Genomic DNA, 20955 nt, shown 5'->3' with positions numbered 1-20955 from the left:
TTGAAGAACGTTCTCTTCATCTGCAGCAGAATCGCTTGCGCAGCCCGACGGCGGAGCAGGTGTTTTCCAAGCGGCGGGACATCGAGGTCGCTTCGGGCGGCACTAATCACGATGCCGACATTCCGTTGACGCATGAACTCGTCGCCTGGGCCGACATCATCTTCGTGATGGAAAAAACGCACCGCGCCAAACTGCAGCAGAAATTCAAGACAAGCCTGAAAAAGGCTCGAGTAATCTGCCTCGATATTCCCGACGACTATGCATTCATGGACCCGGCTCTGGTGGGCCTGCTGGAGGCGCGTGTCTCGAAGTATCTGGGTTGAATGATAGATCGCGGAGCATTCGCAACCGCGCTTCGAGAACTGTCTCGACCGATCGCTAAGGTTTGCGGGGTCAAGCCTCGTGCTTGTGGCGGTGTTTGGCGCGATCTTTTTCGCTGGTCTCTCCGGAACGGGCCGGCTTGATCTCGCTTTTGTCGCGTGAGGCATGGTGCTGGTCGTCTGTGGAATGTGACGCTGCGCCATCGCGGGCGCTTTTTGTTTCGAGGCGGGTGATGAAAATGTCGAAGCGATTGGGCATCGTCCGGTCAGTGCTCCGTCGTGCTGTCGGTTTCGGTTGCGGGCTTGCTCTCTGCCGATCTCTGACGCGCAAGCGGCTTCTTGGCTCTGCCATCTGCGGCTTCGGCAGGCAGGCTCTTGTCGCATGGCGCGGCGAAGCGTTTGCGGCCGGCATAGTAGGGTTCGAAAACGTCCTGTATGGTCAGGCTGTTCATCCTGCTCCTCCCGAGATCAGGTGTAAAATTCGCCGGCAACGGTTTCGTTCCCTACTATGGCGAAGGCATGGCGGCTGGTTCACGTCGGCATCCCTTTTGGAACCCGGGCCTTTGCAACCCAGGCTTTTGCAACCAAGCGTGAGCCGTGCCAAACAGGGTCGAACGGAGTTGTGCAGGTGACCGGCGAATCGGCCAAACGCAGTTATGTGGTCGGGCAGACCGAAATCGCCGCCCGGCCGCTCGAGCCGGCGCTCTACCTGGTGGCGACGCCTATCGGCAATCTCGCCGACATCACGCTGCGCGCGCTGGAAACGCTCGCCGCCGCCGATATCGTCGCTTGCGAGGACACACGTGTCAGCCGCGTGCTGCTCGACCGCTACGGCATCCGCCGCCGCACCACCGCCTACCACGAGCACAATGCCGGCGAGGCCGGACCGAAGCTGATCGCGGCGCTGCTGGCCGGCCAAAGCGTAGCGCTGATCTCGGATGCCGGCACGCCGCTCATCTCCGACCCCGGCTACCGGCTGGTCGGTGAGGCGCTGGAACGCGGCATTCGTGTCGTGCCGATCCCCGGCCCGTCAGCAGCACTTGCCGCTTTGACGGCATCCGGCCTGCCCTCGGACGCGTTTCTGTTTGCCGGCTTCCTGCCGGTGAAGACCGGGCAGCGGCTGATGCGGCTGGAAGCGCTGAAGGCGGTGCCGGCAACGTTGATCTTCTTCGAATCGCCGCGCCGGCTGGCCGAGACGCTCAGTGCCATGGTCGAGGTGCTGGGCGGTGCCCGCAAGGCGGCGATCGGCCGCGAGCTGACCAAGACTTTCGAGGAGATGCGGACCGGCACCCTGCAATCGCTCGCCGGCCATTATGCGGGAGCCGATACGCCCAAGGGTGAAATCGTCATCTGCGTCGGCCCGGCCGATGCGGTCGCTGATGAGCCAGAAGACATCGACCGGCTGCTGCTTTCGCTCGCCGCCGAAATGCCGGCCTCCAAGGCAGCGGCGGAAGCCGCCAAGATGACGGGTGGCCAGAAGCAGACGCTCTATCGTCGGCTGCTCGACCTCAAGAATGCTGGAAGAGACGGGGCCGGCGGAGACGGCGATGGCTGAACGGCCAAGCGCCAGCCGGCAAAAGGCCTACCGGCGCGGCTATCACGGCGAATGGCTGGCGGCGGCGGCGCTGATGCTGAAAGGCTACCGAATTCTTGCCCGCCGCCACCGCACCAGGTTCGGCGAGATCGACCTGATCGCGCGGCGTGGCGATCTGGTGCTGATCGTCGAGGTCAAGGCGCGCCGCACGCTGATGGAGGCAATGGAAGCCGTCGGTCGCGAATCGGAGCACCGCATCGAAGGCGCCGCCGATTTCTGGCTGTCGCGCCAATCCGACTACGGAAAATTATCGGTGCGCTTCGACATGGTGGCGGTGCTGCCGTGGCGTTGGCCGGTGCATGTCGAGAATGTGTTTTACGGGCGAAACTAGGCCATTCTCGAAGTGGGGCCGTTTTGCTGCGCCTGCGGTTCAGATCATGGTTTGCCGATCTGTCAAGCATCCGCCCAGCGCTGACCGGAACAAAAGCGTTCCTGCGTTGTTCCTCAATCGTCCTGATGTTCGACGGGCTGGTTCAAATGCCGGCCAGGGCAGTCCTCGTGACAGCTAGGCGAGGACAAAGGGATGGCGAGGCAAATGGATCCCGACGATCTCAACCCGGAACGGATCGTCACCGTGTTCGGCGGAACTGGCTTTCTCGGGCGCAGGATCGTGAAGCGACTCCTCGAAAGAGGTTTCACGGTGCGCGCCGCATCTCGCCATCCGGCTCGCGTGGCCCTGGTCTTCTCCTCGATTACGAGGATGCCCGAAGCAGTCGAGGCGGATATAACGGATGCGTCCTCGATCGGGTCGGCCATTACCGGATCGCGGGCGGTCGTGAATGCCGTCAGTCTTTACGTCGAGCAGGGCGTCCAGACCTTTGAACGCGTGCACGTAAAGGCCGCGGTCGATCTCGCTGCCGCGTCGCGCGACCGCGCGATCGACCAGTTCGTCCAGATTTCGGGGATCGGCTCCGATCCTCAATCGGATTCGAATTACATAAGGGCGCGTGGGCGCGGAGAAGGTGCCGTGGAAAGCGCATTTCCCGGCGCTTTCATTGTGCGTCCCGCCGTCATGACAGGACCTGACGACGCTTTCCTGACAACCATTGTGAGGCTGATACGCCTCCTGCCGGTCTATCCGCTGTTCGGCGATGGAGGCACACGGCTTCAGCCGGTCCATGTGGCAGACGTCGCAGAAGCAGTGAGCCGGCTGATCGACGGGCGAACCCACAAGGGTTCATCCATATTCGAATTCGGTGGCCCGCGCATCTACACCTATAAGGAACTGCTTCGGGAGATCGCCCGACAGCTCGGTACGCACGTCCAGCTGATGCCGGTGCCGTTTGCGGTATGGAACGCCTTGGCTGGCGTCGCGGAACTCCTCCCGGCTGCCCCCATAACGCGCAACCAGGTCGATCTCATGCGTCAGGACAATGTGGCAGCAATCGACGTGCCTGGCCTGAAGGAACTCGACATCGAGCCGCGGGGTATCGACGAGGTGATCCGTGCGATCGAACAGCGTCGTGGCACAGGCTCGCGGTCGTCTCCGCCTTAGGACGACCCCCTGATCCTGGCGGGAACCTATCGCCGCGCGACAGGTTGGTCGAGCTTGAAGCCAGTGAAAGAAGGAAAAGAACTATGGCCAGATGCGATCAATGCGGGAATGACTACGATAAGGCTTTCAACGTGACGATGGCCGACGAGACCTACACATTCGACAGCTTCGAATGCGCGGTCCAGAAACTTGCTCCGACGTGTCCGCATTGCGGATGCCGGATCATCGGACATGGCGTCGAACAGGATGACATCATCTACTGCTGCGCACATTGCGCCGCGGAAGAAGGCGCGAGCGCGCTGACCGATCGTGCGCCTTGACGCACCTCCTTTTGGCGTCTCCAGGTCGACCATTCCGAACGGCTGTGCCGGCTCGGTCCGCTAGGCAGCGTACGTCGTCTTGATCGCGCCAGAGCTGTCATGTTCTTGCACGTTCAAGAACCGCGTTCGACGGCTCGTTTAGACGCCGTTCCGTGGCAAGTCGGCTCGCGCTTGGACAAGTCGCTCCACGACGGCGGCCGCCTCCTCTGGAATGGCCGGTATGGTGCCCGACTTCCGCGTCGATCCGAAATCGAGGCCGGCGAAAAACAGACCTGGAACAGCGCCGACGCCATCCTCGTGGACGGGCTGGCCGGCTGCATCGAGCGCGCCGGGAAGCCGAACCCATGAGAAATCGCCGGTGAAGCCCGTGCACCAGATCACTGATCTGATGCCGCTCGCCGTCCAGTCGAGGGAGCGGATCGGAGGATCGGGCAAGCGCGGTTCAATCGTCTCGGCCGGATCATCCTCGGCCAGTTGCGCATCGAGGCCGGCGCGCTCGATGTACTCGTCAACCAGGCGCTTGGCATTCGCGGAGACTTCGTCGGCAAATCGCATATGGTCGTCGAGCTCGTCGCCGAAGACGAGGTTGCCGTTCTCCACACCCCTGAAGCGGCCGAGCAGCACCACGCCCTGCGCGCTCAGCGATTGCAGGCTGATCGTGTGAGTCCCGCCGACCAGCGCGCGGGCCTGCAGCTTGCCGGAGGGGAGGACGAGTTCCTTGCGCGGAACGTCGAGAAAACCGGACAGCGTCAGCCAATTAAGTATGTTGCCCCCGCGGTAGCGCCGCACCCAACGGCCGTTGCGGCTGGTCGCCAAAAAGACCACACGTCCTGCCAACGCCAGATCCTCGGCGATCTGGCCGCCCGACTGGCCGCTGCCGACCACCAGCACCGCGCCACTCTCGAACTCGGCCGGGTGGCGATAAGCCGAGGAATCGACTTGGCGAATTGCGGTTGGCAAATCCGCCGACCCTGCTGGCCGGACCTGCCGATTCTGGTCGCCGGTGGCGATCACCACAGTGCGCGCCAGAAATGCCCTGTCCGTCGTGGTGATGCGAAAGATCCCGTCGTCTCTGGTCAGCTCTTGCACCGGAGTTTGAGTGCTTACCGGCAAGCGGTGCCGCTCGGCATAGCCTTCGAGGTATGCGACGAACTCGTGGTGGGTTATCGCGCCCCAGGGCTCGGGGCCGTCGTAGGAATCACCGGGTAAGATGGAGCGAATGGTCGGCGAGTTCAGTCGAAACGAGTTCCATCGCTGCGTTCGCCACGTTTCGCCAATCCGGCCTCGATCGAGTACACGGTGGTCGCGGGCCCGCCGTTTCAAGAAGTAGCTGACGCCGAGTCCCGCCGGACCGGCGCCAATAACGAGGGCGTCAAGAACTTCGCTCACGCATTCCCCCTGCCAACCATACGTCCACAAGATCGTATGGCTCGGCTTCAGGCAAGAATAGAGTTCCGGCTGGGATTTGCGCTATCCGCGCCGGCTCACCCCCAGATTGCCAGCCCCGTCAGCCCGACGATGCCGATGACCAGCCGCCACCAGCCGAACAGCGCGTAGCCATGGCGCGAGACGTAGTCGAGCAGGAAGCGCACGACGATTAGCGCGGTGACGAAGGCGGCAACGAAGCCGACCGTGATGATGGGCAAGTCGGCGCTGCTTAGCACATTGCGGTTCTTGAACAGGTCGAAGGCGAAGGCGCCGACCATCGTCGGGATGGCAAGGAAGAAAGAGAATTCCGCCGCCGCCCGCTTGTCGACGCCGAGCAGCAGCGCGCCGACGATGGTCGAGCCCGAACGCGACGTGCCGGGGATTAGCGACAAGCACTGGAACAGCCCGATCTGCAGATAAAGCCTGGTCGGAAACCGCTCGACATCGTGGTAATACGGCTTCGGCGTCATGCGATCGACCAGCAGTAGGATGACACCGCCGATGATCAGCATGATGCAGATCAGCCGCGGCGATTCGAACAGCACCGTCTTGATGAAGTCATGCGCCAGTGCGCCGATAATGGCCGCCGGCAGGAATGCGATGAGAATGCCAAGGACGAAATGCCGCGTCAGCCGATCGTAGGGCAGCTCGAGCAGCATCTTCCAGAGACGGCGGAAATAGACGCTGAGGATCGCCAATATGGCGCCGAGCTGGATCAGGATCTCGAAGGCCTTGCCGGTCGAATGAAAGCCGAGGAAATGGCCGGCGAGCAGGATATGACCGGTCGAAGACACCGGAATAAACTCGGTCAGGCCCTCGAGCATGCCGAGCAGCAGCGCTTCGACTACGGTTTGGCTTTCCATGGCAACCTCGGCGTTGGAGGGCGGGCTTGAGAAAACGGTTTGCTTGTCACGGCGCGGAACTCCCCCTATAGGTCGCAGCACCCTGACAGCCCCTGAATCGGGCGGCCAAGACTTACCGGCGCAGCCGGCGATTTGCCAGTGCGCTCTATTATCGCGGGACCATGCTGACGCTTTTCCACCATCCGATGTTCGCCAGCTGCCGCTTCGTCCGCCTCGCCTTTGGCGAGTATGCCGAGGAACTGGCGCTGATCGAAGAAAAGCCGTGGACGCGGCGCAAGGAGTTCCTGGCACTGAACCCGGCCGGCACGCTGCCGATCCTGCTTGCCGAGGGCGACGTGCCGATCGTCGGCGCGATGGTCATCGCCGAATATCTCGACGAGACGCGCGGCGTACTCAAGCGCGACAAGCGGCTGTTCGCCGAGGATCCGATGGAGCGCGCCGAAATCCGCCGGCTGACCGACTGGTACCTCAACAAGGCGGAAAGCGAGGTTACCCGGCATCTGGTGCGCGAGCGCGTCCTGAAGCCGGTCATGCCAGAAACGGCAGGCGGCGGCTCGCCCGATTCGGCGGCGATCCGCGCCGCCCGCGCCAATATTCGCCAGCATATGAAATACACCAACTGGCTGGCCGGCACCCGTCATTGGCTGGCCGGCAACAAGGTCACCTATGCCGATCTCGCGGCGGCGGCGGCACTGTCGGTGCTCGACTATCTCGGCGAGATCGACTGGCGCGAACACAGCGCCGCGCGCGAATGGTATACAAGGGTGAAATCACGGCCTTCGTTCCGGCCGCTTCTGTCCGACCGGGTGCGCGGCCTGTCGCCGGTGTCACATTATGCGGATCTCGATTTCTGATACGGCAAAGCTGCGCGCGCTCATCGACCGCGAGGCGCGGAACGCCGGCTTCGACGCCGTTGCCGTCACCACGCCCGATGCTATCCCGCAGGCGCCGGAGCGGCTGGCCGAGTTCGTTGCCGACGGCTTTCACGGCTCGATGGGCTGGATTGCCGAAACGCTCGAGCGGCGAGGCAAACCGACGACGCTTTGGCCAGAGGTCCGCTCGATCGTCGTGCTGGCGATGAATTACGGCCCCGACCACGACCCACGCGAGGTGCTGGCGAAGCGCGACCGCGGCGCGATCTCGGCCTATGCGCAGAACCGCGACTATCATGACGTGATGAAAGGCCGGCTGAAAGAGATCGCCGGCAAGATCGTGGCGCGCGCCGGCGGTGACGTGAAAGTGTTTGTCGACACCGCACCGGTGATGGAAAAGCCGCTGGCCGAGGCGGCCGGCCTCGGCTGGCAAGGCAAGCACACCAACCTGGTTAGCCGCGCGCATGGCTCCTGGCTGTTCCTCGGCACCATCTTCACGACGGCCGAGCTGGTGCCGGACGCGCCTGAGAACGATCATTGCGGCTCCTGCCAGGCCTGCCTCGACGCCTGCCCGACCGATGCCTTTCCGGCGCCTTACCGGCTCGATGCGCGGCGCTGCATTTCATACCTCACCATCGAGAACAAAGGACCGATCCCGCATGAGTTCCGGGAAAAGATCGGCAATCGCATCTATGGCTGCGACGACTGCCTGGCCGCCTGCCCGTGGAACAAGTTCGCCCAAGCCGCTTCTGAGGCAAAGCTTGCCGCCCGCGCGGACTTGCGCGAACCGCCGATCGCCGAGCTGCTGCGTCTCGACGACACTGCCTTCCGAACGCTTTTTTCGGGCTCGCCGATCAAGCGCATCGGCCGCGACCGTTTTATCCGCAACGTGCTGATAGCGGCCGGCAATTCCCAGGACTTGTCGCTGGCCGGCGCCGTTCGCGCGCTGCTCGACGACGCCTCGCCCCTGGTTCGCGGAGCCGCGGTATGGGCGCTGTCGCGGCTGGTGCCGGGTCGGGAGTTTGCCGAACGTGCCGCAGCCGCTTTGCAGGCAGAAGATGACGAGGCGGTGAGAGGCGAATGGCTTCTGCCCCTGCCAAAGCCGATCGAGGCGCATACATGACAAAAAAGCAGATTTTCATCTTCGGCGCCGGTTATTCGGGCAAGGCCTTCGCCCGCGCCAACAGGGACGCCGACACAACGATCTTCGGTACAACACGGTCGCTGGAAAAATTCGCGGCGCTGCGGCAAGCCGGTATCGTGCCGCTGCGTTTCGATGGCACACTGACCTCCGAAATCGGCGATGCCCTTGGGAAGACAACCCATCTCGTCGTCTCGGTCGCGCCGGACGAGGCCGGCGACCCGGTGCTGGGCGCGGCCCGCGAGGAGATCGCGGCCAACATGCCGGAGCTCGAATGGATCGCCTATCTCTCCACCGTCGGCGTCTATGGCGACCATGGCGGCAATTGGGTGGACGAGGCCGCCGAATGCCGGCCAGTATCGAAGCGATCAGCGATGAGGGTTGCCGCCGAGCAGGATTGGCTGAAACTGGGCCACGACGTCGGCCGACCGGTGGCGATCCTGCGACTTTCCGGCATTTATGGGCCAGGCCGCAACGCCTTGGTCAATCTGGAAAACGGCACCGCCCGGCGGTTGGTCAAGCCGGGCCAGGTGTTCAACCGCATCCATTGCGACGACATTGCCGGCGCGCTCTGGCATCTGGCCGAAGGCAATCGCGGCGGCATCTTCAACATCACCGACGACCTGCCGGCGCCGCCGCAGGACGTCGTCGCCTATGCCGCCCAATTGATGGGCATCGAGCCGCCGCCCGAAATTCCGTTCGAGACCGCCCAACTTTCGCCCATGGCGCGGTCTTTTTATGGCGAGAACAAGCGTGTCGCCAACGCGGCAATCAAGGCGGCCGGTTATGGCTTTCGCTTTCCCGACTACCGCTCGGCGCTCGATGCCATGTGGGCGAGCGGCGACTGGCGCGACGGTGAGGCGCGCAGCCCGATGAAACGGTCCTGATCGATACGTTGCGCGGGCTATGGTATGATGCGGTTCAAATCGCGGAGGGGTCCAGCTTGGGGAAAATGTTGAAGCGAGCCTTGCCCGGCAAAACGCTGCCGCTGACGGCAGCACTGGCCGTCGCCAGCTTGGCGGCGCTTGCAACGCAGCCAGGGAGTGCCGAGCAACGGGCAAAGGACCTGTTCGGCGCCAAAAAGCTGCCGGCACTCGCAGCAGCGCAATCGATCGGCTTCTATTCCAAAGGCTGTTTTTCCGGCGGCGTCGCCCTGCCCCTGGACGGCCGGCACTGGGAGGTGATGCGACCGTCGCGCAATCGCCGCTGGGGCCATCCGGCAATGATCGCGCTGATCGAGAAGCTGTCGCGCGATGCCGCCGCCGATGGCTGGCCGGGCCTGTTGATCGGCGACATCTCGCAACCGCGCGGCGGTCCGATGCTGACCGGCCATGCCTCGCACCAGATCGGCCTCGACGCCGACATCTGGCTGACGCCGATGCCCGACCGCAAGCTCTCGGCCGAAGAGCGCGAAACCATCGGCGCTACCTTGATGGTCGACGAAAAGACCCATCTGGTGAAGGACGGGCTGTGGACGCCGATGCATACGCGGCTGTTGAGGCGCGCCGCGAGCTATCCCGAAGTCGAGCGCATCCTGGTCAATCCCGGGATCAAGAAGAAGCTCTGCGACACGGTCAAAGGCGACCGTAGCTGGTTGCGCAAGGTCAGGCCGTTCTGGGGCCACGACTACCACTTCCACATTCGCATCGGCTGCCAGCCTGGGTCACCCGACTGCAAGGCGCAGGAAGCGACGGCGCCGGGCGATGGCTGCGACCAGGCGCTGGCCTGGTGGTTCACCGAGGAGCCGTGGCGTCCCAACAAGAACCCGGACAAGCCGAAGGCACGCGACGTGATGACGATGGCGAACCTGCCCAGGCAATGCCAGTTCGTGCTCGACGCGCCGGCTCCGCCCTCGGCGGAAGCAGTCACCTACTATGGCGACGGCGTGCCGGTTGCGGCCACACCCGCTCCCGCGGCAGAGCCTTCGCCGCCGCCGACGCTCGCAGCCGGCGCGGCAGCGCTTCCGGCCTCGGCGAACGCCTTTATGGCGACGCCCGAGTTCGGCATTCCGCTGCCGCGGCCACGACCGGGGCACTGATGCGGGCAGCGTGTTCGCTGTCTGCATCCGTGCCTCTCCACTTCGAAAACCGATTTCCCTTTTTGCGGTCATGCGCTAGTCAACGAGAGAACGGCGATACGCGTCGGGAACGGACGAGAGCATGCCAGGCGTAAGCGACGACGACACTCTGTTGCGATTTCCGATCCTGATCGGCGACATAGGCGGCACCAATGCGCGCTTCTCGATCGTACTTGACGCGAATTCCGAGGCCGGCGAGCCGACCATCGTCCAAACCGCCAACTTCAATACGATCGACGAGGCGATCCAGTCGGCCGTGCTCGACCGCTCGTCGGTCCGGCCGAATTCAGCTGTGCTGGCGGTGGCCGGCCCTGTCGAGAGCGACGAGATCCCCCTCACCAATTGCCCATGGATCGTCAAGCCGAGACAGATGTTCGCCAGTCTCGGTCTCGGCGACGTCGTGGTGCTCAACGACTTCGAGGCGCAGGCGTTGGCTGTCGTCGCGCTCGGCGAAGAGCACATGGAAAAGATCGGCGGCGACGAGCCGGAACCGAATTCCGGGCGGGTGGTGCTCGGCCCGGGAACCGGGCTCGGCGTCGCCGGGCTGGTTTATGCGCTGCATCACTGGATACCGGTGCCCGGCGAGGGCGGCCATATGGATATCGGGCCGCGCTCGCCGCGTGATTTCGAGGTGTTTCCGCATATCGAGAAGCTCGAGGGTCGCATCTCCGGCGAACAGATCCTGTCAGGACGCGGCCTGGTAAACGCCTACCGGGCGGTGGCCAAAGCGGACGGCAAGCCGTCGCCCTTCACCACGCCTGCCGAGATCACCGCCGCGGCGCTGGCAAAGAACGATCCGGTGGCCGAAGAGGCGCTGTCGATCTTCGTCACCTGCCTGGGGCGCACCGCCGGCGACCTCGCTCTGGTGTTCATGAGCCGCAGCGGTGTTTTCCTCACCGGCGGCATCGCGCAAAAAATCCTGCCGGCGCTGCGGACCGGCAGTTTCCGCGCTGCCTTCGAGGACAAGGCGCCGCACAGCGCCCTGATGCGCAGCATGCCGGTCTACGTCATCACCCATCCGCTGGCAGCGCTTTTAGGGCTGGCCGCCTATGCCAGAAATCCGTCGCTGTTCGGCGTGCAGACGGCGGGGCGACGCTGGCGGGTTTAGGACACAAGCTGCGCCGCGACGAAGTTTCGCCGTCCCCGGCCATAGGCAAGCCGCCATTGGGGCGTTAAGAGGTTGCCGAATTGCAGCCCGGCCGAACCGAAACACAAAGCGCTCAAACGTGACACTTCCAGCACCAACCAAAGGGAAAGTCCGTCCCAGCGAGATCGTGGCTATTATCCGCCGCGTCATCGCCGAGAACAGCCGCGATTATCGCTTGTACTATGCTCTTGCCGTGCTGTGCCTGGTGACGATCGCGGCGACGACCGCCTTCACAGCGTGGATCATGAAGGATGTCATCGATCAGATCTTCTACCAACGGCGCGGCGATCTTATCGCGCTGATCAGCGTGTCGATCCTGGCCGCCTTCATGCTGCGCGGGCTGGCCAGCTACGGTCAGGCAGTGACGCTGGCCAAAATCGGCAACAATCTGGTGGCGCGCTATCAACGCCGCATCTTCGACCACCTGATGAAGCTCGGCGTCGGCTTCTTCAACGACACCCGCTCGGGCCGGCTCGCCGCGCAGATCAACGAGAACGTCAACGGCATCCGCGATCTCCTGTCGATGACGCTGACATCGCTGGCGCGCGATGCGGTATCGCTTGTCGCGCTGGTCGGCGTCATGATCTGGCAGGACCCGATGCTCTCCGCGATGTCGCTGCTGATCGGCCCGCCTTTGATCTACAGTGTCACCTATCTGATGCGCCGGGTGCGTCGCATCACCCGTGAATCGGTGCAGATCAACTCGCGGCTGATCGGCGCCATGCAAGAAGCAACGCAAGGCATCGCCATCGTCAAGGCCCTCACCCTGGAAGACGAGCTGTCGCGCCGCATCGGCGGCCTCGTCGCGGGCGCCGAGCAGCGGGCAAACAAGATCGCCCGCGTCTCGGAACGGCTGACGCCGATCTCCGAAATGCTGGCCGGCTTCGCCGTCGCCGGCGTTATCGCCTATTCCGGCTACCGGGCGACCGTCGGCGGCCAGCCGCCCGGCGCGGTGTTTGCCTTCATCACCGCCCTGCTGCTTGCCTATGACCCCGCCAGGCGGCTGGCGCGCATGCAGGTCGGCATGGAAAAGTCGCTGGTCAATGCGCGCATGATCTACGAGCTTCTCGACCTCGAGCCGCAGCAGCGTGACGTGCCGGGAGCCGCCGAGGCGAAATTCACCTCTGGCGAAGTGCGCTTCAACAACGTGTCCTTTCGCTATGTCGAAGAAGCGCCGGTCCTGCAGGATTTGAGCTTTGTCGCCGCCGCCGGAAAGGTGACCGCCATCGTCGGCGCCTCGGGCGCCGGCAAGACGACGCTGGTTGCGCTGCTGCAGCGCTTCTACGACGTCGAGTCGGGCAGCATCGAAATCGACGGCCAGGACATTTCAAAGGTCACCAAGCATTCGCTGCGCGGCTCGATCGCCTATGTTTCGCAGCAGCCCTATCTGTTCGAAGGCACCATCCGCGACAACATCCGCTACGGACGTCTGAGCGCCACCGACGCCGAGATTGAACGCGCCGCGCAACAGGCCGCGGCCGACGATTTCATCCGCCAGCAGCCGCAAGGCTACGACACGCCGGTCGGCGAGAACGGCGTGACGCTGTCGGGCGGCCAGCGCCAGCGTGTATCGATTGCACGCGCCATCGTTCGGCAGGCGCCGATCCTGCTGCTCGATGAAGCCACCTCGGCGCTCGACAACGAGGCCGAGGCCCGCGTCCAGGAAGCGCTGACCCATGTCATGGAAGGGCGCACCACCATCGTCATAGCGCACCGGCTGTCGACGGTGGTCAATGCCGACCATATCATCGTGCTCGAGCAGGGCCGGCTGGTCGAACAGGGCACGCATGCCTCGTTGATGGCCGACCCGCACAGCGTCTATGCGCGGTTCCACCGGGTGCAGGGCAGGAAAGGGCTGGGGCTTGTCGATGACGCCAAGCCAATCCAGACTGCGGCGCAAAATGGTCACGCGAAACAGGCGGCCGGGAGACATTCATGAGCGACATACCGACCGTCGACATCAATGAAACGGGGGAAATGGGCCTGGTGGTGGTGGGCGCGGCCGGCCGCATGGGCCAGGCGCTGATCCGCGCCATCCACACGATACCGGGTGCCCGCGTCGCCGCCGCCATCGAGCGGGCCGGCTCGCCCCATATCGGCAAGGATGCCGGCGAACTGGCCGGCGTCGGCAGGCTCGAGGTGGCAATCGGCGACGATCCGCTGCCGGCCTTCGCCAAGGCCGACGGCGTGCTCGATTTCACCACGCCGGCGGCGACCGTCGAATTCGCCGGCTACGCCGCGCAGGCGCGCATCGCCCATATCATCGGCACAACCGGCTGCTCGGCCGAAGACAACGCCAGGATCGCGGCGGCGGCACGGCACGCGACGATCGTCAAGTCAGGCAATATGAGCCTCGGCGTCAATCTGCTGGCAGTGCTGGTTGAGCAGGCCGCGCGCGCGCTCGATGCCGACGATTTCGACATCGAGATCCTGGAAATGCATCACCGGCACAAGGTCGATGCGCCGTCGGGCACGGCGCTGCTGCTCGGCGAAGCCGCCGCTGCCGGGCGCGGCGTAGCACTTGCCGGCAACGATGTTCGCGTACGCGACGGCCATACCGGCGTGCGCAAGGTAGGCTCGATCGGTTTCGCCAGCTTGCGTGGCGGCTCGGTGGTCGGCGATCACAGTGTGGTGCTGGCCGGTACCGGCGAGCGCATCACGCTCGCCCACCACGCCGAAGACCGGGCAATCTTTGCCCGCGGCGCGGTCAAGGCAGCCCTGTGGGCGCGCGGCCGCAAGCCGGGCCTCTATTCGATGCGGGACGTGCTCGGCCTGACAAGCTGATCCACAGACTTGGCTGATCCGCAGATTTGGCTGAAGATTTGGCTGATTCACAAAATTTGAAGGAGCAAATATGTCGAGAACTCTCGTGCTCGTGCGCCACGGCCAGAGCGAATGGAACCTGAAGAACCTGTTTACCGGCTGGCGCGACGTCGACCTGACCGAACTGGGTCATGCCGAGGCCAAGGCGGCGGGCGCCAAGCTCAGGGCGCGCGGCATGAAATTCGACATCGCCTTCACGTCGTCGCTGATCCGGGCGCAGAAGACCTGCCAGCATATTCTCGACGCCGTTGGCCAGAGCGAGCTCGAGACCATCCGCGACCAGGCGCTGAACGAGCGCGACTATGGCGATCTCTCCGGCCTCAACAAGGATGATGCGCGCAAGAAATGGGGCGAGGAGCAGGTGCATGTCTGGCGCCGCTCCTACGACGTGGCGCCGCCCGGCGGTGAAAGCCTGAAAGACACCGGCGCGCGCGTCTGGCCCTACTACCTGCACGATCTGCAGCCGCATGTGCTGCGCGGCGGTACGGTGCTGGTGGCGGCGCACGGCAATTCGCTGCGCGCGCTGATCATGGCGCTGGACGGCCAATCGGGCGAGGAGATCGTCAAGCTCGAGCTCGGCACCGGCGTGCCGGTCATATACACGCTCAACACCGATTCGACGGTGGCATCGAAGGAAGTGCTGGAGCATTGAGCCGGAGAAGGAACGCGGCTTTCAAAAAAGCGCGTTGACACTCATCCCTCGCCCGCTTAATGAGCGCGCACCAGCCCAGATGGCGGAATTGGTAGACGCGCACGGTTCAGGTCCGTGTTCCGCAAGGAGTGGAGGTTCGAGTCCTCTTCTGGGCACCAAATTCCCGTTTCGGACCGTTTGATATGGTTCGGAGACCCCAAGAAAAAGCCCGGTTTTGCCGGGCTTTTTTGTTGTTTCATGGCCTTTTGGGGTCCGGCCGGGTGAAGTGCTGCCCTTGCTGTTAAACGTGCCGGTTAGCGACAACAGACATTGCGGACGTAAGTGTTGCCATAAGTAACGTAGGCGTCGTCGGGGATCGCCCCGTTTTCCTTCATCGCCTTGGCTAGGTCCTTAGCGGCATCCTGGGCATAGGTGCCGCGTAACGTAATGGCGAACCACCCGTTGGTGGCGAGGTAGGCGACAAGCGGGATTGATGCCGATCGCACATAGGCCTCCGTCTCGGCGAGATTGTCGAAGCTCTTGACCTGGATATGACGCTGTCCGAAGGGGCCGCTCTCATACTGGTCGACGTAGACCCAGGTGTCATGCATGTAGCCGACCTGACCGCCTGCACGGACACGGTACCATCGCTCGACATTACCCAAGATCACGACTGCGCCGCCGTTTCGCACATTTGCGAGCGTGGCGGATTTTACCTCTGGGAGGGCCTTTAAAGGCGCCGCGCCCTGGGAGCGGAGAATACGGCCCGAGCGGGCTTGAGGAATAACGAGTGAAGGATTCGTGGAAGCAGGTGGCAAAGAGGCGACAGGCGGTTGTAACGGCGCTTGCTGGGACGATGGCGTCGAGGATGGTGCCTGGTTTGCGACCTGCGGCCAGCTTGCTTCGGGTTCCAAGGTAACGACCTTGTACTTAGCCATCTCGCTCCTAGAAAGATAACGTATGTCGTCACTGTCATATTGCAGCGAAAGCTGAAGCAGAGCGGGATCCACGCCCATTTCGATCATGTAGGTGATGATGTCGGCGGTCATTTGCTGGATGCCGGAAACGGCGTCCTTGCTGTTTACGGGAATGTCGCCACTGAATGAGGATCTATGGACGCCGATGGAACCCGGCTCGGCAAAGCGCACAACGCCACCAAGGAACGCCAGGGAACAGGCCGAAGCACACTCGACAGCCCTGAATTGAGCCGTGCTAAGGCGCAGCCTACGAATAAGGCGGCCAAGCTCCATAGCCTTCTGGATATTGCCGCCGGGGGACTGGAAGGTGACAGCGACTGATGCATTGGACCGTGCCAGTGCCTCGAAAACCGATAGGTCGTCCTGATACGAGAAATCACCCGACACGAGGATATACTGAAATCCGGAGTCGGTCTGCCCGGCTTGAAACTGCAAACCGGCATGCGCCACCGGAGCGCCCAGCAGCATCGATGCAAACCACAACAAGACACGAACGAAAAAGATGCGAGACATGGCCCATAATACCCCCAAAGTAGCCTAGCTTCGGCGGACGACACTGTCGAATCCTCGTTGCAGATTTGGTGAGAGCAACTTGAAGTTTTGCCTTTGTCGCGACCACTAGTAAGGCGCGCCGCCATCACCCCAGCCAATCCGCCTGGTGCCTTGCCGAAACGGGCCTCGGCGTCGGGCTCGAAAACGTAAGGGATTGATGAAATCGTCGGCACAGTACCGCAGCGTGTTGCTCAGAGAGGCGCCATTTCCTGACTGTCACTGGTCTCCGGTTATGCCTATCCGTCCGGGTTAGGTAGCGATCTGTCGTTGCGGTAGCGCACAGTGGACCGTCGATGAAATCGCCGTTGAGCCAATTGTCCGCACTGCCCTTGCGCGCCTCGCATCCTTTCATGCCCGGTGGCGACGCCACGCTCGCCGCCGGCGTCATCGTGATCAGATCAGCTGTGGCGTGTGTCAGTTCGCGGCCGGAACAGGGCAGCTCATGTCGCCCTCCTGGCATTTCAGATAGCCTTCGAAATCTTTGGCACGGGATTGCGTAAGGCCGTCCATGCACTGCGCGATGAGCATTGGCATCATGCTTCCTCCGGCCGCTCCCGCGGTCTGGAAACTGCACTCCGCGTCGCGAAACTTGCCCCAATCCCGCTGTGCCTGAACAAGAAGCTTCTTGGTATCCGCATCGTTCTTCAGGCGGGCTTCGATCTGCTTGTAAAGCTCGTTGAGCTTCTTGTCGGATTTCTGAAACTCGGCACCGAAGCACTGGTTCATGGTGCCTGATCGTTGGCATCGGCGCACTTGTCCTCGGCGAAGGCGAAAGTCGGCATGGCCGGAACCACGGCAGCAATCAGTATTGCGGTTTTCATCGATTTCCCTTTCCGGTTGCAGTCAAGCTCTTAAGTTGCTCAGCCCCGCCCCATGTCCTCTTCAGCTGTCCGTCATTGCCACGGTCAGCCGTGCCCATGGCGTGATTATCTGGTTTTCGTTGGATCAGCTTTGTCACCTTCGGAGACCGTGACACGACTTCCGTCACGCCGGAATAGTTGTTCTCCTCATGCGCCAACGGCGTCGGCGGCAAATCTCCACCGATCACCATCATTCCGTAACTTGCTCGGCAAAACACTTTGCCAGATCTTGCGGCGCTCCGAGCTTCTTCGCCCAGGATACCAGTTCAGGTTTTTCCGACGGCTCGGCATAGCCGCCCCAGACGTCGCGGAACTGCTTTTTTCCATCGACTGTCTGGAAGAACATCACACCGTCGTCGCTCACGGGCGTGGAGACGTAAGCGGCGCTCCAGTTGCCGTTCTCCATGATCGTGATGAACTTCACCCGAGCGGGCTTGACCTTGTTGTTCAACGCCGAGGCGACGAGCGTGGCATATTCCTGCTTGCGCGCCTTCGTCGCTTCGACCTTTATGCCGTCGCAGGCGTTACCCGCAGCGAAAGCGGAGATCAGCGTCATTCCCAGCCCCGCGAGGCCGACCATAACGATTTTGAAATGTCGCCGGACCAGGCCGCTGAATTCAGGCATAATTGGCTTCCTCCTTTTTCGCCCCGGAGTCCCTTATTCGGAATCGTCATCGTTCGATGAACTGTCATCGTCCGGTGTATCGACCTCGCAGCCGATACCGCGGCAGCCTTGGTAGTTGCCTTGCGTATCGAAGTTGGGATTGCCTTCTTTGTCGTACTGCGGTCTGTCGTCGATGCTTTGATCCCCGTCATCAGGATCATCGACTTTACATCCGAGCCCATGGCAGCCGATGTAGCGGCCCCGCGTATCGAAGTTGGGATTGCCGTTCCTGTCGAACTGCGGCCGGTCATCAATCTTTCGGCCGGCTTTGTGGGGCGGATCAACCAGGCAGCCCTTTCCGCGACAATCATCGTAATCGTCGGTGGTACAACCGGCGATCGCCATCACAGCAGTGGCCAAGGCCGCACAGATTACGAATTTCATGGTTCATTCCTCCGACTGGCTGGCGGACATCGTCGATGTCGGAAGGCCGTTGCAGGCGGCGATCCCCGCCTTTGCCGCGGAGTCTGGCGCCAATCGGAGGAGGGCAAAGCTTCGCCGGCCATCGAACGAGAGCCAGGCTGTAGGCGACGCATTCGACGACTTAGCCGATGGTTGTCGTAATCTCTAACGTCGGAGGGAACGCTCCCGGCGGGGGCCGCCGCATTAGCGAATGTCAATATTCCTCTCCATGCTTAGTGCCCCGTCCGCCCAAGCATGTTTCAACAATCCGCTGACGCGGCTGTGCTTCCAAGAAATTGCATTCGAATCCGCCTGTGACAAGGACAGATCCCAATATCGCAGGATTGAATTTGGCAAATGCTTAATATTTCGGAATCAGAACCGGTTATCTTAGCAGACACTGAAACATGCATCTCCAGCAAGATTACGGAACGTTCCATTAGCTTTGTTTCTCGTTGATACAAATAATACTCCATATCGTTGTGACTTTTCGCCTGCTCTACGAAAAAACGCGACGAAACCGTTTCTTATAAGATCGCCCTAATCGTGATCTATTGTGGTATTTTTTCGAACCCAGCCCAACCCGTTGCGAGGGCCGAAAGAAACGCCGCCCCTTTGCCGACTTTTCGTACTGGCCGTCGGGCCAAGCGACGGCAAACATCCTCAAGGTCAGCCTGACGATGCGCCTTGGCTGCGGACATGACGATGTTTCGTGGCGCCAGCCGCGATGAGCGGTTTAGAGAGCCGGACGAACCACGCCTTGTCTCACCGCAGCCCGATCCGCTTGGCGCCTTGCCGGAACAGCGCCTCGGCGCCCGGCTCGAAGCGGAAGGTGCCGATGAAATCGTCGGCGCAGTAGTTCGGCAGCATCTTGCGCAGCGCAGCGGCGAAACTTCGTGCCTCCTCGAGCCGCCCCGCCAGCGCAAGGCAATGCGCGGCAATCGCCAGGATGATGGCGTGGGCGTTGGGACGCGCGGCTGCTTTCAGCGCCCATTCGGCGGCCTCGTCGAACTGGCCAAGCCGGACATGCGACATCGCCCTGGCGCCCAACATGCCGAACAGCAGCGGATCGAAGGGACTCAGATGCCTGGAATGATCGGACGAGCCGATCGCAGCTTGCGGGTCGCCCGACTGCGAATGGACGAAAGACAACGCATAGTGACCGAGCGCGAAATTCGGGCTGAGGTCGACGGCGCGTACGAGCTCGATGAGGGAGCCGTCCTGCTCGCCGCGCAGCCACAGCGCCCGCCCCATGGCCCAGTGCGCGGCCGGATTGTGATCGTCGACGAGCAGGCTCTGGCCGGCTGCCTCGAAGGCCAGGGCGCTTTCCTGGTCGCGGTCGCCCCAACGCTGGAAGGCATTTTGCCAATGGGTGAAGGAGAGCCCGGCATAGGCGCGGGCGAAGGTCGGATCGAGCTTCAAGGCTATGTCGAAGAAATGCCGGGCCTGTTCGTTTTCCGTGCGGGTGAAGCGATACATGTGCCAGAGGCCCCGGTGGTAGGCTTCCCAGGCGTTCAGCGAATTGGGCGCCTTCAGCATGGCGCGATTGCGCTCGACCGTCTCGATCTCGGCCGAGATCGACGAGACGATGCTGTTGCCGATGTCGTCGAGCACGGCAAAGATGTCGTCCGGCTTGCGCTCGAACGTCTCGGCCCAGACGATCCTGGCGGTGCGCACTTCGACCAGCTCGACCGCGACGGTGACGCGGCCGGCCTGGCAGCGCACGGTGCCGGTGGCGACATAGTCGACGTTGAGCCGCCGGCCGGCATCTTCGGGCGCGATGTTTTTCTCCGCCAAGGCAAACACCGAGCCGCGCGCGATGACGAAGAAATCCCTGAGCTTGGCCAGGCGGGTGATGATGTCGTGGGTGAGGCCATCGGCTATGCCTCCGCGTGGGCCCCCGCCAGCCGCCTCTTCGGCAAACGGCATCACGGCGAGCGAAGCCTTCTGCGATGCAGCAGTATCGGAACGGGGAGGCACAATTGACGCGTGGGGGGCCGCGGGTACGAGTGAAGGTCGCGCCCAGAGCGCTGCTGCAGGTCGTTCGCCGCGGATCGTCCGCCATGCCTCCCGAACGGCTCCGAAATCCAGATCCTCTGAAGCAAACAGCCGCGCCGCGGAAGCGAGATGTTCCTCGCCCGCGCCAAACTGGCCGCGCTGCGCCAGCCTTTTCAGAAGAGCCACATGCGCGCGCCCGTCGAACGGAGCGAGGTCCAGCCATTTGTCCAGATGGAAGGACATTTCGTCGGCATCCGCCGGAAGCTTGTTGACGAGGTGTTCCAGGATTGCGGCGTGCCAGGAGCTGAAGCGGCGGCGCTGAGCGATCAGCCAACCGTTGAAATGCGGGCTGCGGTCGATCTCCAGCCCATCGAGAAAATCGCCGGCGAACATTCCGGAAAGGGCCTGCAGCCGCTCCAGACCGAGCGTCTCAACACCCTTGGCGGCGGCCGAGGCTATGTCGACAGCGTCGACGGAAGCACCTTTCAGATCAAGCGCGATCGTGTCGCCTGGTGTCTCGACCCTGCGATGGTGCGGTTCATCGAGGATGCCTCTAAGCTTGCTCAGGCACCAGCGAAGCTCGCCGCGCGGGTCGTTCGGCACATCCCACAAAAGCTCGCAGAGGCGGCTGCGGCCGACCGGATGCGGCGCCAGCGCCAGATAGGCGAGCAGCGCACGCAGCTTGCGCGATTTTGGGAGCTGGATGATGATGCCGTTGCGTGCGATCGTCAGCGGTCCGAGCAGACGCACGGAAAGACCGGCCATCTCGCCGCCGAGGCTCGATCGGGCGG

Annotated in this window: 22 protein-coding genes, 1 tRNA gene and 1 pseudogene; 14 read left to right on the top strand and 10 right to left on the bottom strand. The window is 62.9% G+C overall.

What is annotated here, in order from left to right:
* Positions 1–323: pseudogene (locus NKH78_RS05245) on the top strand (low molecular weight protein tyrosine phosphatase family protein).
* Positions 324–393: 70 nt separating this feature from the next.
* Here NKH78_RS05245 and NKH78_RS05240 read toward each other — a convergent pair.
* A complete protein-coding gene (locus tag NKH78_RS05240; protein ID WP_023678976.1) occupies positions 394–579 on the bottom strand; it encodes a hypothetical protein in 186 nt (61 codons plus the stop codon).
* Between the two features lie 7 nt (positions 580–586).
* Positions 587–772, bottom strand: a complete 186-nt coding sequence (locus NKH78_RS05235; protein WP_352509495.1) for a hypothetical protein — start codon at positions 770–772, stop codon at positions 587–589.
* 176 nt (positions 773–948) lie between these two features.
* Here NKH78_RS05235 and rsmI point away from each other — a divergent pair, with 176 nt between their 5' ends.
* From rsmI to NKH78_RS05215, 4 genes are all read left to right on the top strand, one after another.
* On the top strand, positions 949–1875 hold the full coding sequence (gene rsmI / locus NKH78_RS05230) for a 16S rRNA (cytidine(1402)-2'-O)-methyltransferase (protein ID WP_352882192.1): 927 nt from the start codon (positions 949–951) through the stop codon (positions 1873–1875).
* The gene (locus tag NKH78_RS05225) at positions 1868–2245 is read left to right on the top strand and encodes a YraN family protein (RefSeq protein WP_352509712.1); all 378 of its coding nucleotides are present in this window, start codon (positions 1868–1870) and stop codon (positions 2243–2245) included. Before rsmI ends, NKH78_RS05225 begins: the two co-directional genes overlap by 8 nt.
* Positions 2246–2437: 192 nt before the next feature.
* Entirely contained in the window at positions 2438–3409 is a 972-nt protein-coding gene (locus NKH78_RS05220; RefSeq protein ID WP_352509713.1) for a complex I NDUFA9 subunit family protein, read from the top strand.
* 83 nt (positions 3410–3492) lie between these two features.
* Positions 3493–3729, top strand: a complete 237-nt coding sequence (locus NKH78_RS05215) for a metallothionein (protein ID WP_254817997.1) — start codon at positions 3493–3495, stop codon at positions 3727–3729.
* A gap of 138 nt (positions 3730–3867) precedes the next feature.
* On the opposite strand, the gene NKH78_RS05210 is transcribed toward NKH78_RS05215, so the two are convergent.
* Both NKH78_RS05210 and NKH78_RS05205 read right to left on the bottom strand, forming a co-directional pair.
* Entirely contained in the window at positions 3868–5118 is a 1251-nt protein-coding gene (locus NKH78_RS05210; RefSeq protein WP_352737858.1) for a flavin-containing monooxygenase, read from the bottom strand.
* A 95-nt stretch (positions 5119–5213) separates the two neighbouring features.
* Positions 5214–6020: an undecaprenyl-diphosphate phosphatase gene (locus NKH78_RS05205; RefSeq protein WP_352737859.1), complete on the bottom strand. Its 807-nt coding sequence runs from the start codon at positions 6018–6020 to the stop codon at positions 5214–5216.
* 161 nt (positions 6021–6181) lie between these two features.
* Between NKH78_RS05205 and NKH78_RS05200 the strand changes: the two genes are divergently transcribed.
* From NKH78_RS05200 to NKH78_RS05160, 9 genes are all read left to right on the top strand, one after another.
* Entirely contained in the window at positions 6182–6874 is a 693-nt protein-coding gene (locus NKH78_RS05200) for a glutathione S-transferase family protein (protein ID WP_254817994.1), read from the top strand.
* On the top strand, positions 6855–8015 hold the full coding sequence (gene queG, locus NKH78_RS05195; RefSeq protein WP_352737860.1) for a tRNA epoxyqueuosine(34) reductase QueG: 1161 nt from the start codon (positions 6855–6857) through the stop codon (positions 8013–8015). Before NKH78_RS05200 ends, queG begins: the two co-directional genes overlap by 20 nt.
* The gene (locus NKH78_RS05190; RefSeq protein ID WP_352737861.1) at positions 8012–8920 is read left to right on the top strand and encodes an SDR family oxidoreductase; all 909 of its coding nucleotides are present in this window, start codon (positions 8012–8014) and stop codon (positions 8918–8920) included. Before queG ends, NKH78_RS05190 begins: the two co-directional genes overlap by 4 nt.
* Positions 8921–8985: 65 nt before the next feature.
* Positions 8986–10071, top strand: a complete 1086-nt coding sequence (gene mepA / locus NKH78_RS05185; protein ID WP_352737862.1) for a penicillin-insensitive murein endopeptidase — start codon at positions 8986–8988, stop codon at positions 10069–10071.
* 121 nt (positions 10072–10192) lie between these two features.
* Positions 10193–11218 (top strand): glucokinase, encoded by a 1026-nt coding sequence (locus NKH78_RS05180; RefSeq protein ID WP_352737863.1) that lies wholly within the window; start codon positions 10193–10195, stop codon positions 11216–11218.
* Positions 11219–11336: 118 nt separating this feature from the next.
* Positions 11337–13196: an ABC transporter ATP-binding protein gene (locus NKH78_RS05175; protein WP_352777754.1), complete on the top strand. Its 1860-nt coding sequence runs from the start codon at positions 11337–11339 to the stop codon at positions 13194–13196.
* Positions 13197–13216: 20 nt separating this feature from the next.
* Positions 13217–14041, top strand: a complete 825-nt coding sequence (gene dapB, locus NKH78_RS05170) for a 4-hydroxy-tetrahydrodipicolinate reductase (RefSeq protein ID WP_352882534.1) — start codon at positions 13217–13219, stop codon at positions 14039–14041.
* Between the two features lie 70 nt (positions 14042–14111).
* Positions 14112–14732, top strand: coding sequence for a 2,3-bisphosphoglycerate-dependent phosphoglycerate mutase (locus tag NKH78_RS05165; RefSeq protein WP_352737865.1), 621 nt, complete (start codon positions 14112–14114; stop codon positions 14730–14732).
* Between the two features lie 73 nt (positions 14733–14805).
* A tRNA-Leu gene (locus NKH78_RS05160) sits at positions 14806–14890 on the top strand.
* 135 nt (positions 14891–15025) lie between these two features.
* Here NKH78_RS05160 and NKH78_RS05155 read toward each other — a convergent pair.
* The 6 genes from NKH78_RS05155 to NKH78_RS05130 all read right to left on the bottom strand — a co-directional run bounded on the left by NKH78_RS05155 (position 15026) and on the right by NKH78_RS05130 (position 20929).
* The gene (locus tag NKH78_RS05155; RefSeq protein WP_352737866.1) at positions 15026–16201 is read right to left on the bottom strand and encodes a hypothetical protein; all 1176 of its coding nucleotides are present in this window, start codon (positions 16199–16201) and stop codon (positions 15026–15028) included.
* A 453-nt stretch (positions 16202–16654) separates the two neighbouring features.
* Complete coding sequence (locus tag NKH78_RS05150; protein WP_352882183.1) at positions 16655–16966, bottom strand: lysozyme inhibitor LprI family protein; 312 nt, start codon at positions 16964–16966, stop codon at positions 16655–16657.
* A gap of 91 nt (positions 16967–17057) precedes the next feature.
* Positions 17058–17294 (bottom strand): hypothetical protein, encoded by a 237-nt coding sequence (locus tag NKH78_RS05145; protein ID WP_254817983.1) that lies wholly within the window; start codon positions 17292–17294, stop codon positions 17058–17060.
* Positions 17291–17725: a hypothetical protein gene (locus NKH78_RS05140; RefSeq protein ID WP_352737868.1), complete on the bottom strand. Its 435-nt coding sequence runs from the start codon at positions 17723–17725 to the stop codon at positions 17291–17293. Before NKH78_RS05140 ends, NKH78_RS05145 begins: the two co-directional genes overlap by 4 nt.
* A gap of 33 nt (positions 17726–17758) precedes the next feature.
* A complete protein-coding gene (locus NKH78_RS05135; protein WP_352509730.1) occupies positions 17759–18148 on the bottom strand; it encodes a hypothetical protein in 390 nt (129 codons plus the stop codon).
* A 783-nt stretch (positions 18149–18931) separates the two neighbouring features.
* On the bottom strand, positions 18932–20929 hold the full coding sequence (locus NKH78_RS05130; protein WP_352737891.1) for a transcriptional regulator: 1998 nt from the start codon (positions 20927–20929) through the stop codon (positions 18932–18934).
* Positions 20930–20955 lie beyond the last annotated feature (26 nt).

This window comes from Mesorhizobium sp. M0910, from assembly GCF_040319465.1.
Taxonomy (GTDB): Bacteria; Pseudomonadota; Alphaproteobacteria; order Rhizobiales; family Rhizobiaceae; genus Mesorhizobium.
Note: the sequence above shows the minus strand (reverse complement) of the source record. Positions and strands in the feature narration are given on the sequence as shown.

Bases quoted from the DNA above. Each gene is read 5' to 3' on its own strand.
- NKH78_RS05200 (WP_254817994.1), top strand. From the start codon at position 6,182: ATGCTGACGCTTTTCCACCATCCGATGTTCGCCAGCTGCCGCTTCGTC.
- NKH78_RS05165 (WP_352737865.1), top strand. From the start codon at position 14,112: ATGTCGAGAACTCTCGTGCTCGTGCGCCACGGCCAGAGCGAATGGAAC.
- NKH78_RS05235 (WP_352509495.1), bottom strand. From the start codon at position 772: ATGAACAGCCTGACCATACAGGACGTTTTCGAACCCTACTATGCCGGC.
- NKH78_RS05205 (WP_352737859.1), bottom strand. From the start codon at position 6,020: ATGGAAAGCCAAACCGTAGTCGAAGCGCTGCTGCTCGGCATGCTCGAG.
- NKH78_RS05220 (WP_352509713.1), top strand. From the start codon at position 2,438: ATGGCGAGGCAAATGGATCCCGACGATCTCAACCCGGAACGGATCGTC.
- queG (WP_352737860.1), top strand. From the start codon at position 6,855: ATGCGGATCTCGATTTCTGATACGGCAAAGCTGCGCGCGCTCATCGAC.
- NKH78_RS05240 (WP_023678976.1), bottom strand. From the start codon at position 579: ATGCCCAATCGCTTCGACATTTTCATCACCCGCCTCGAAACAAAAAGC.
- NKH78_RS05215 (WP_254817997.1), top strand. From the start codon at position 3,493: ATGGCCAGATGCGATCAATGCGGGAATGACTACGATAAGGCTTTCAAC.
- NKH78_RS05150 (WP_352882183.1), bottom strand. From the start codon at position 16,966: ATGAACCAGTGCTTCGGTGCCGAGTTTCAGAAATCCGACAAGAAGCTC.
- NKH78_RS05225 (WP_352509712.1), top strand. From the start codon at position 1,868: ATGGCTGAACGGCCAAGCGCCAGCCGGCAAAAGGCCTACCGGCGCGGC.
- NKH78_RS05155 (WP_352737866.1), bottom strand. From the start codon at position 16,201: ATGTCTCGCATCTTTTTCGTTCGTGTCTTGTTGTGGTTTGCATCGATG.
- NKH78_RS05145 (WP_254817983.1), bottom strand. From the start codon at position 17,294: ATGATGGTGATCGGTGGAGATTTGCCGCCGACGCCGTTGGCGCATGAG.
- NKH78_RS05140 (WP_352737868.1), bottom strand. From the start codon at position 17,725: ATGCCTGAATTCAGCGGCCTGGTCCGGCGACATTTCAAAATCGTTATG.
- NKH78_RS05180 (WP_352737863.1), top strand. From the start codon at position 10,193: ATGCCAGGCGTAAGCGACGACGACACTCTGTTGCGATTTCCGATCCTG.
- NKH78_RS05135 (WP_352509730.1), bottom strand. From the start codon at position 18,148: ATGAAATTCGTAATCTGTGCGGCCTTGGCCACTGCTGTGATGGCGATC.
- NKH78_RS05190 (WP_352737861.1), top strand. From the start codon at position 8,012: ATGACAAAAAAGCAGATTTTCATCTTCGGCGCCGGTTATTCGGGCAAG.
- NKH78_RS05130 (WP_352737891.1), bottom strand. From the start codon at position 20,929: ATGGCCGGTCTTTCCGTGCGTCTGCTCGGACCGCTGACGATCGCACGC.
- mepA (WP_352737862.1), top strand. From the start codon at position 8,986: ATGTTGAAGCGAGCCTTGCCCGGCAAAACGCTGCCGCTGACGGCAGCA.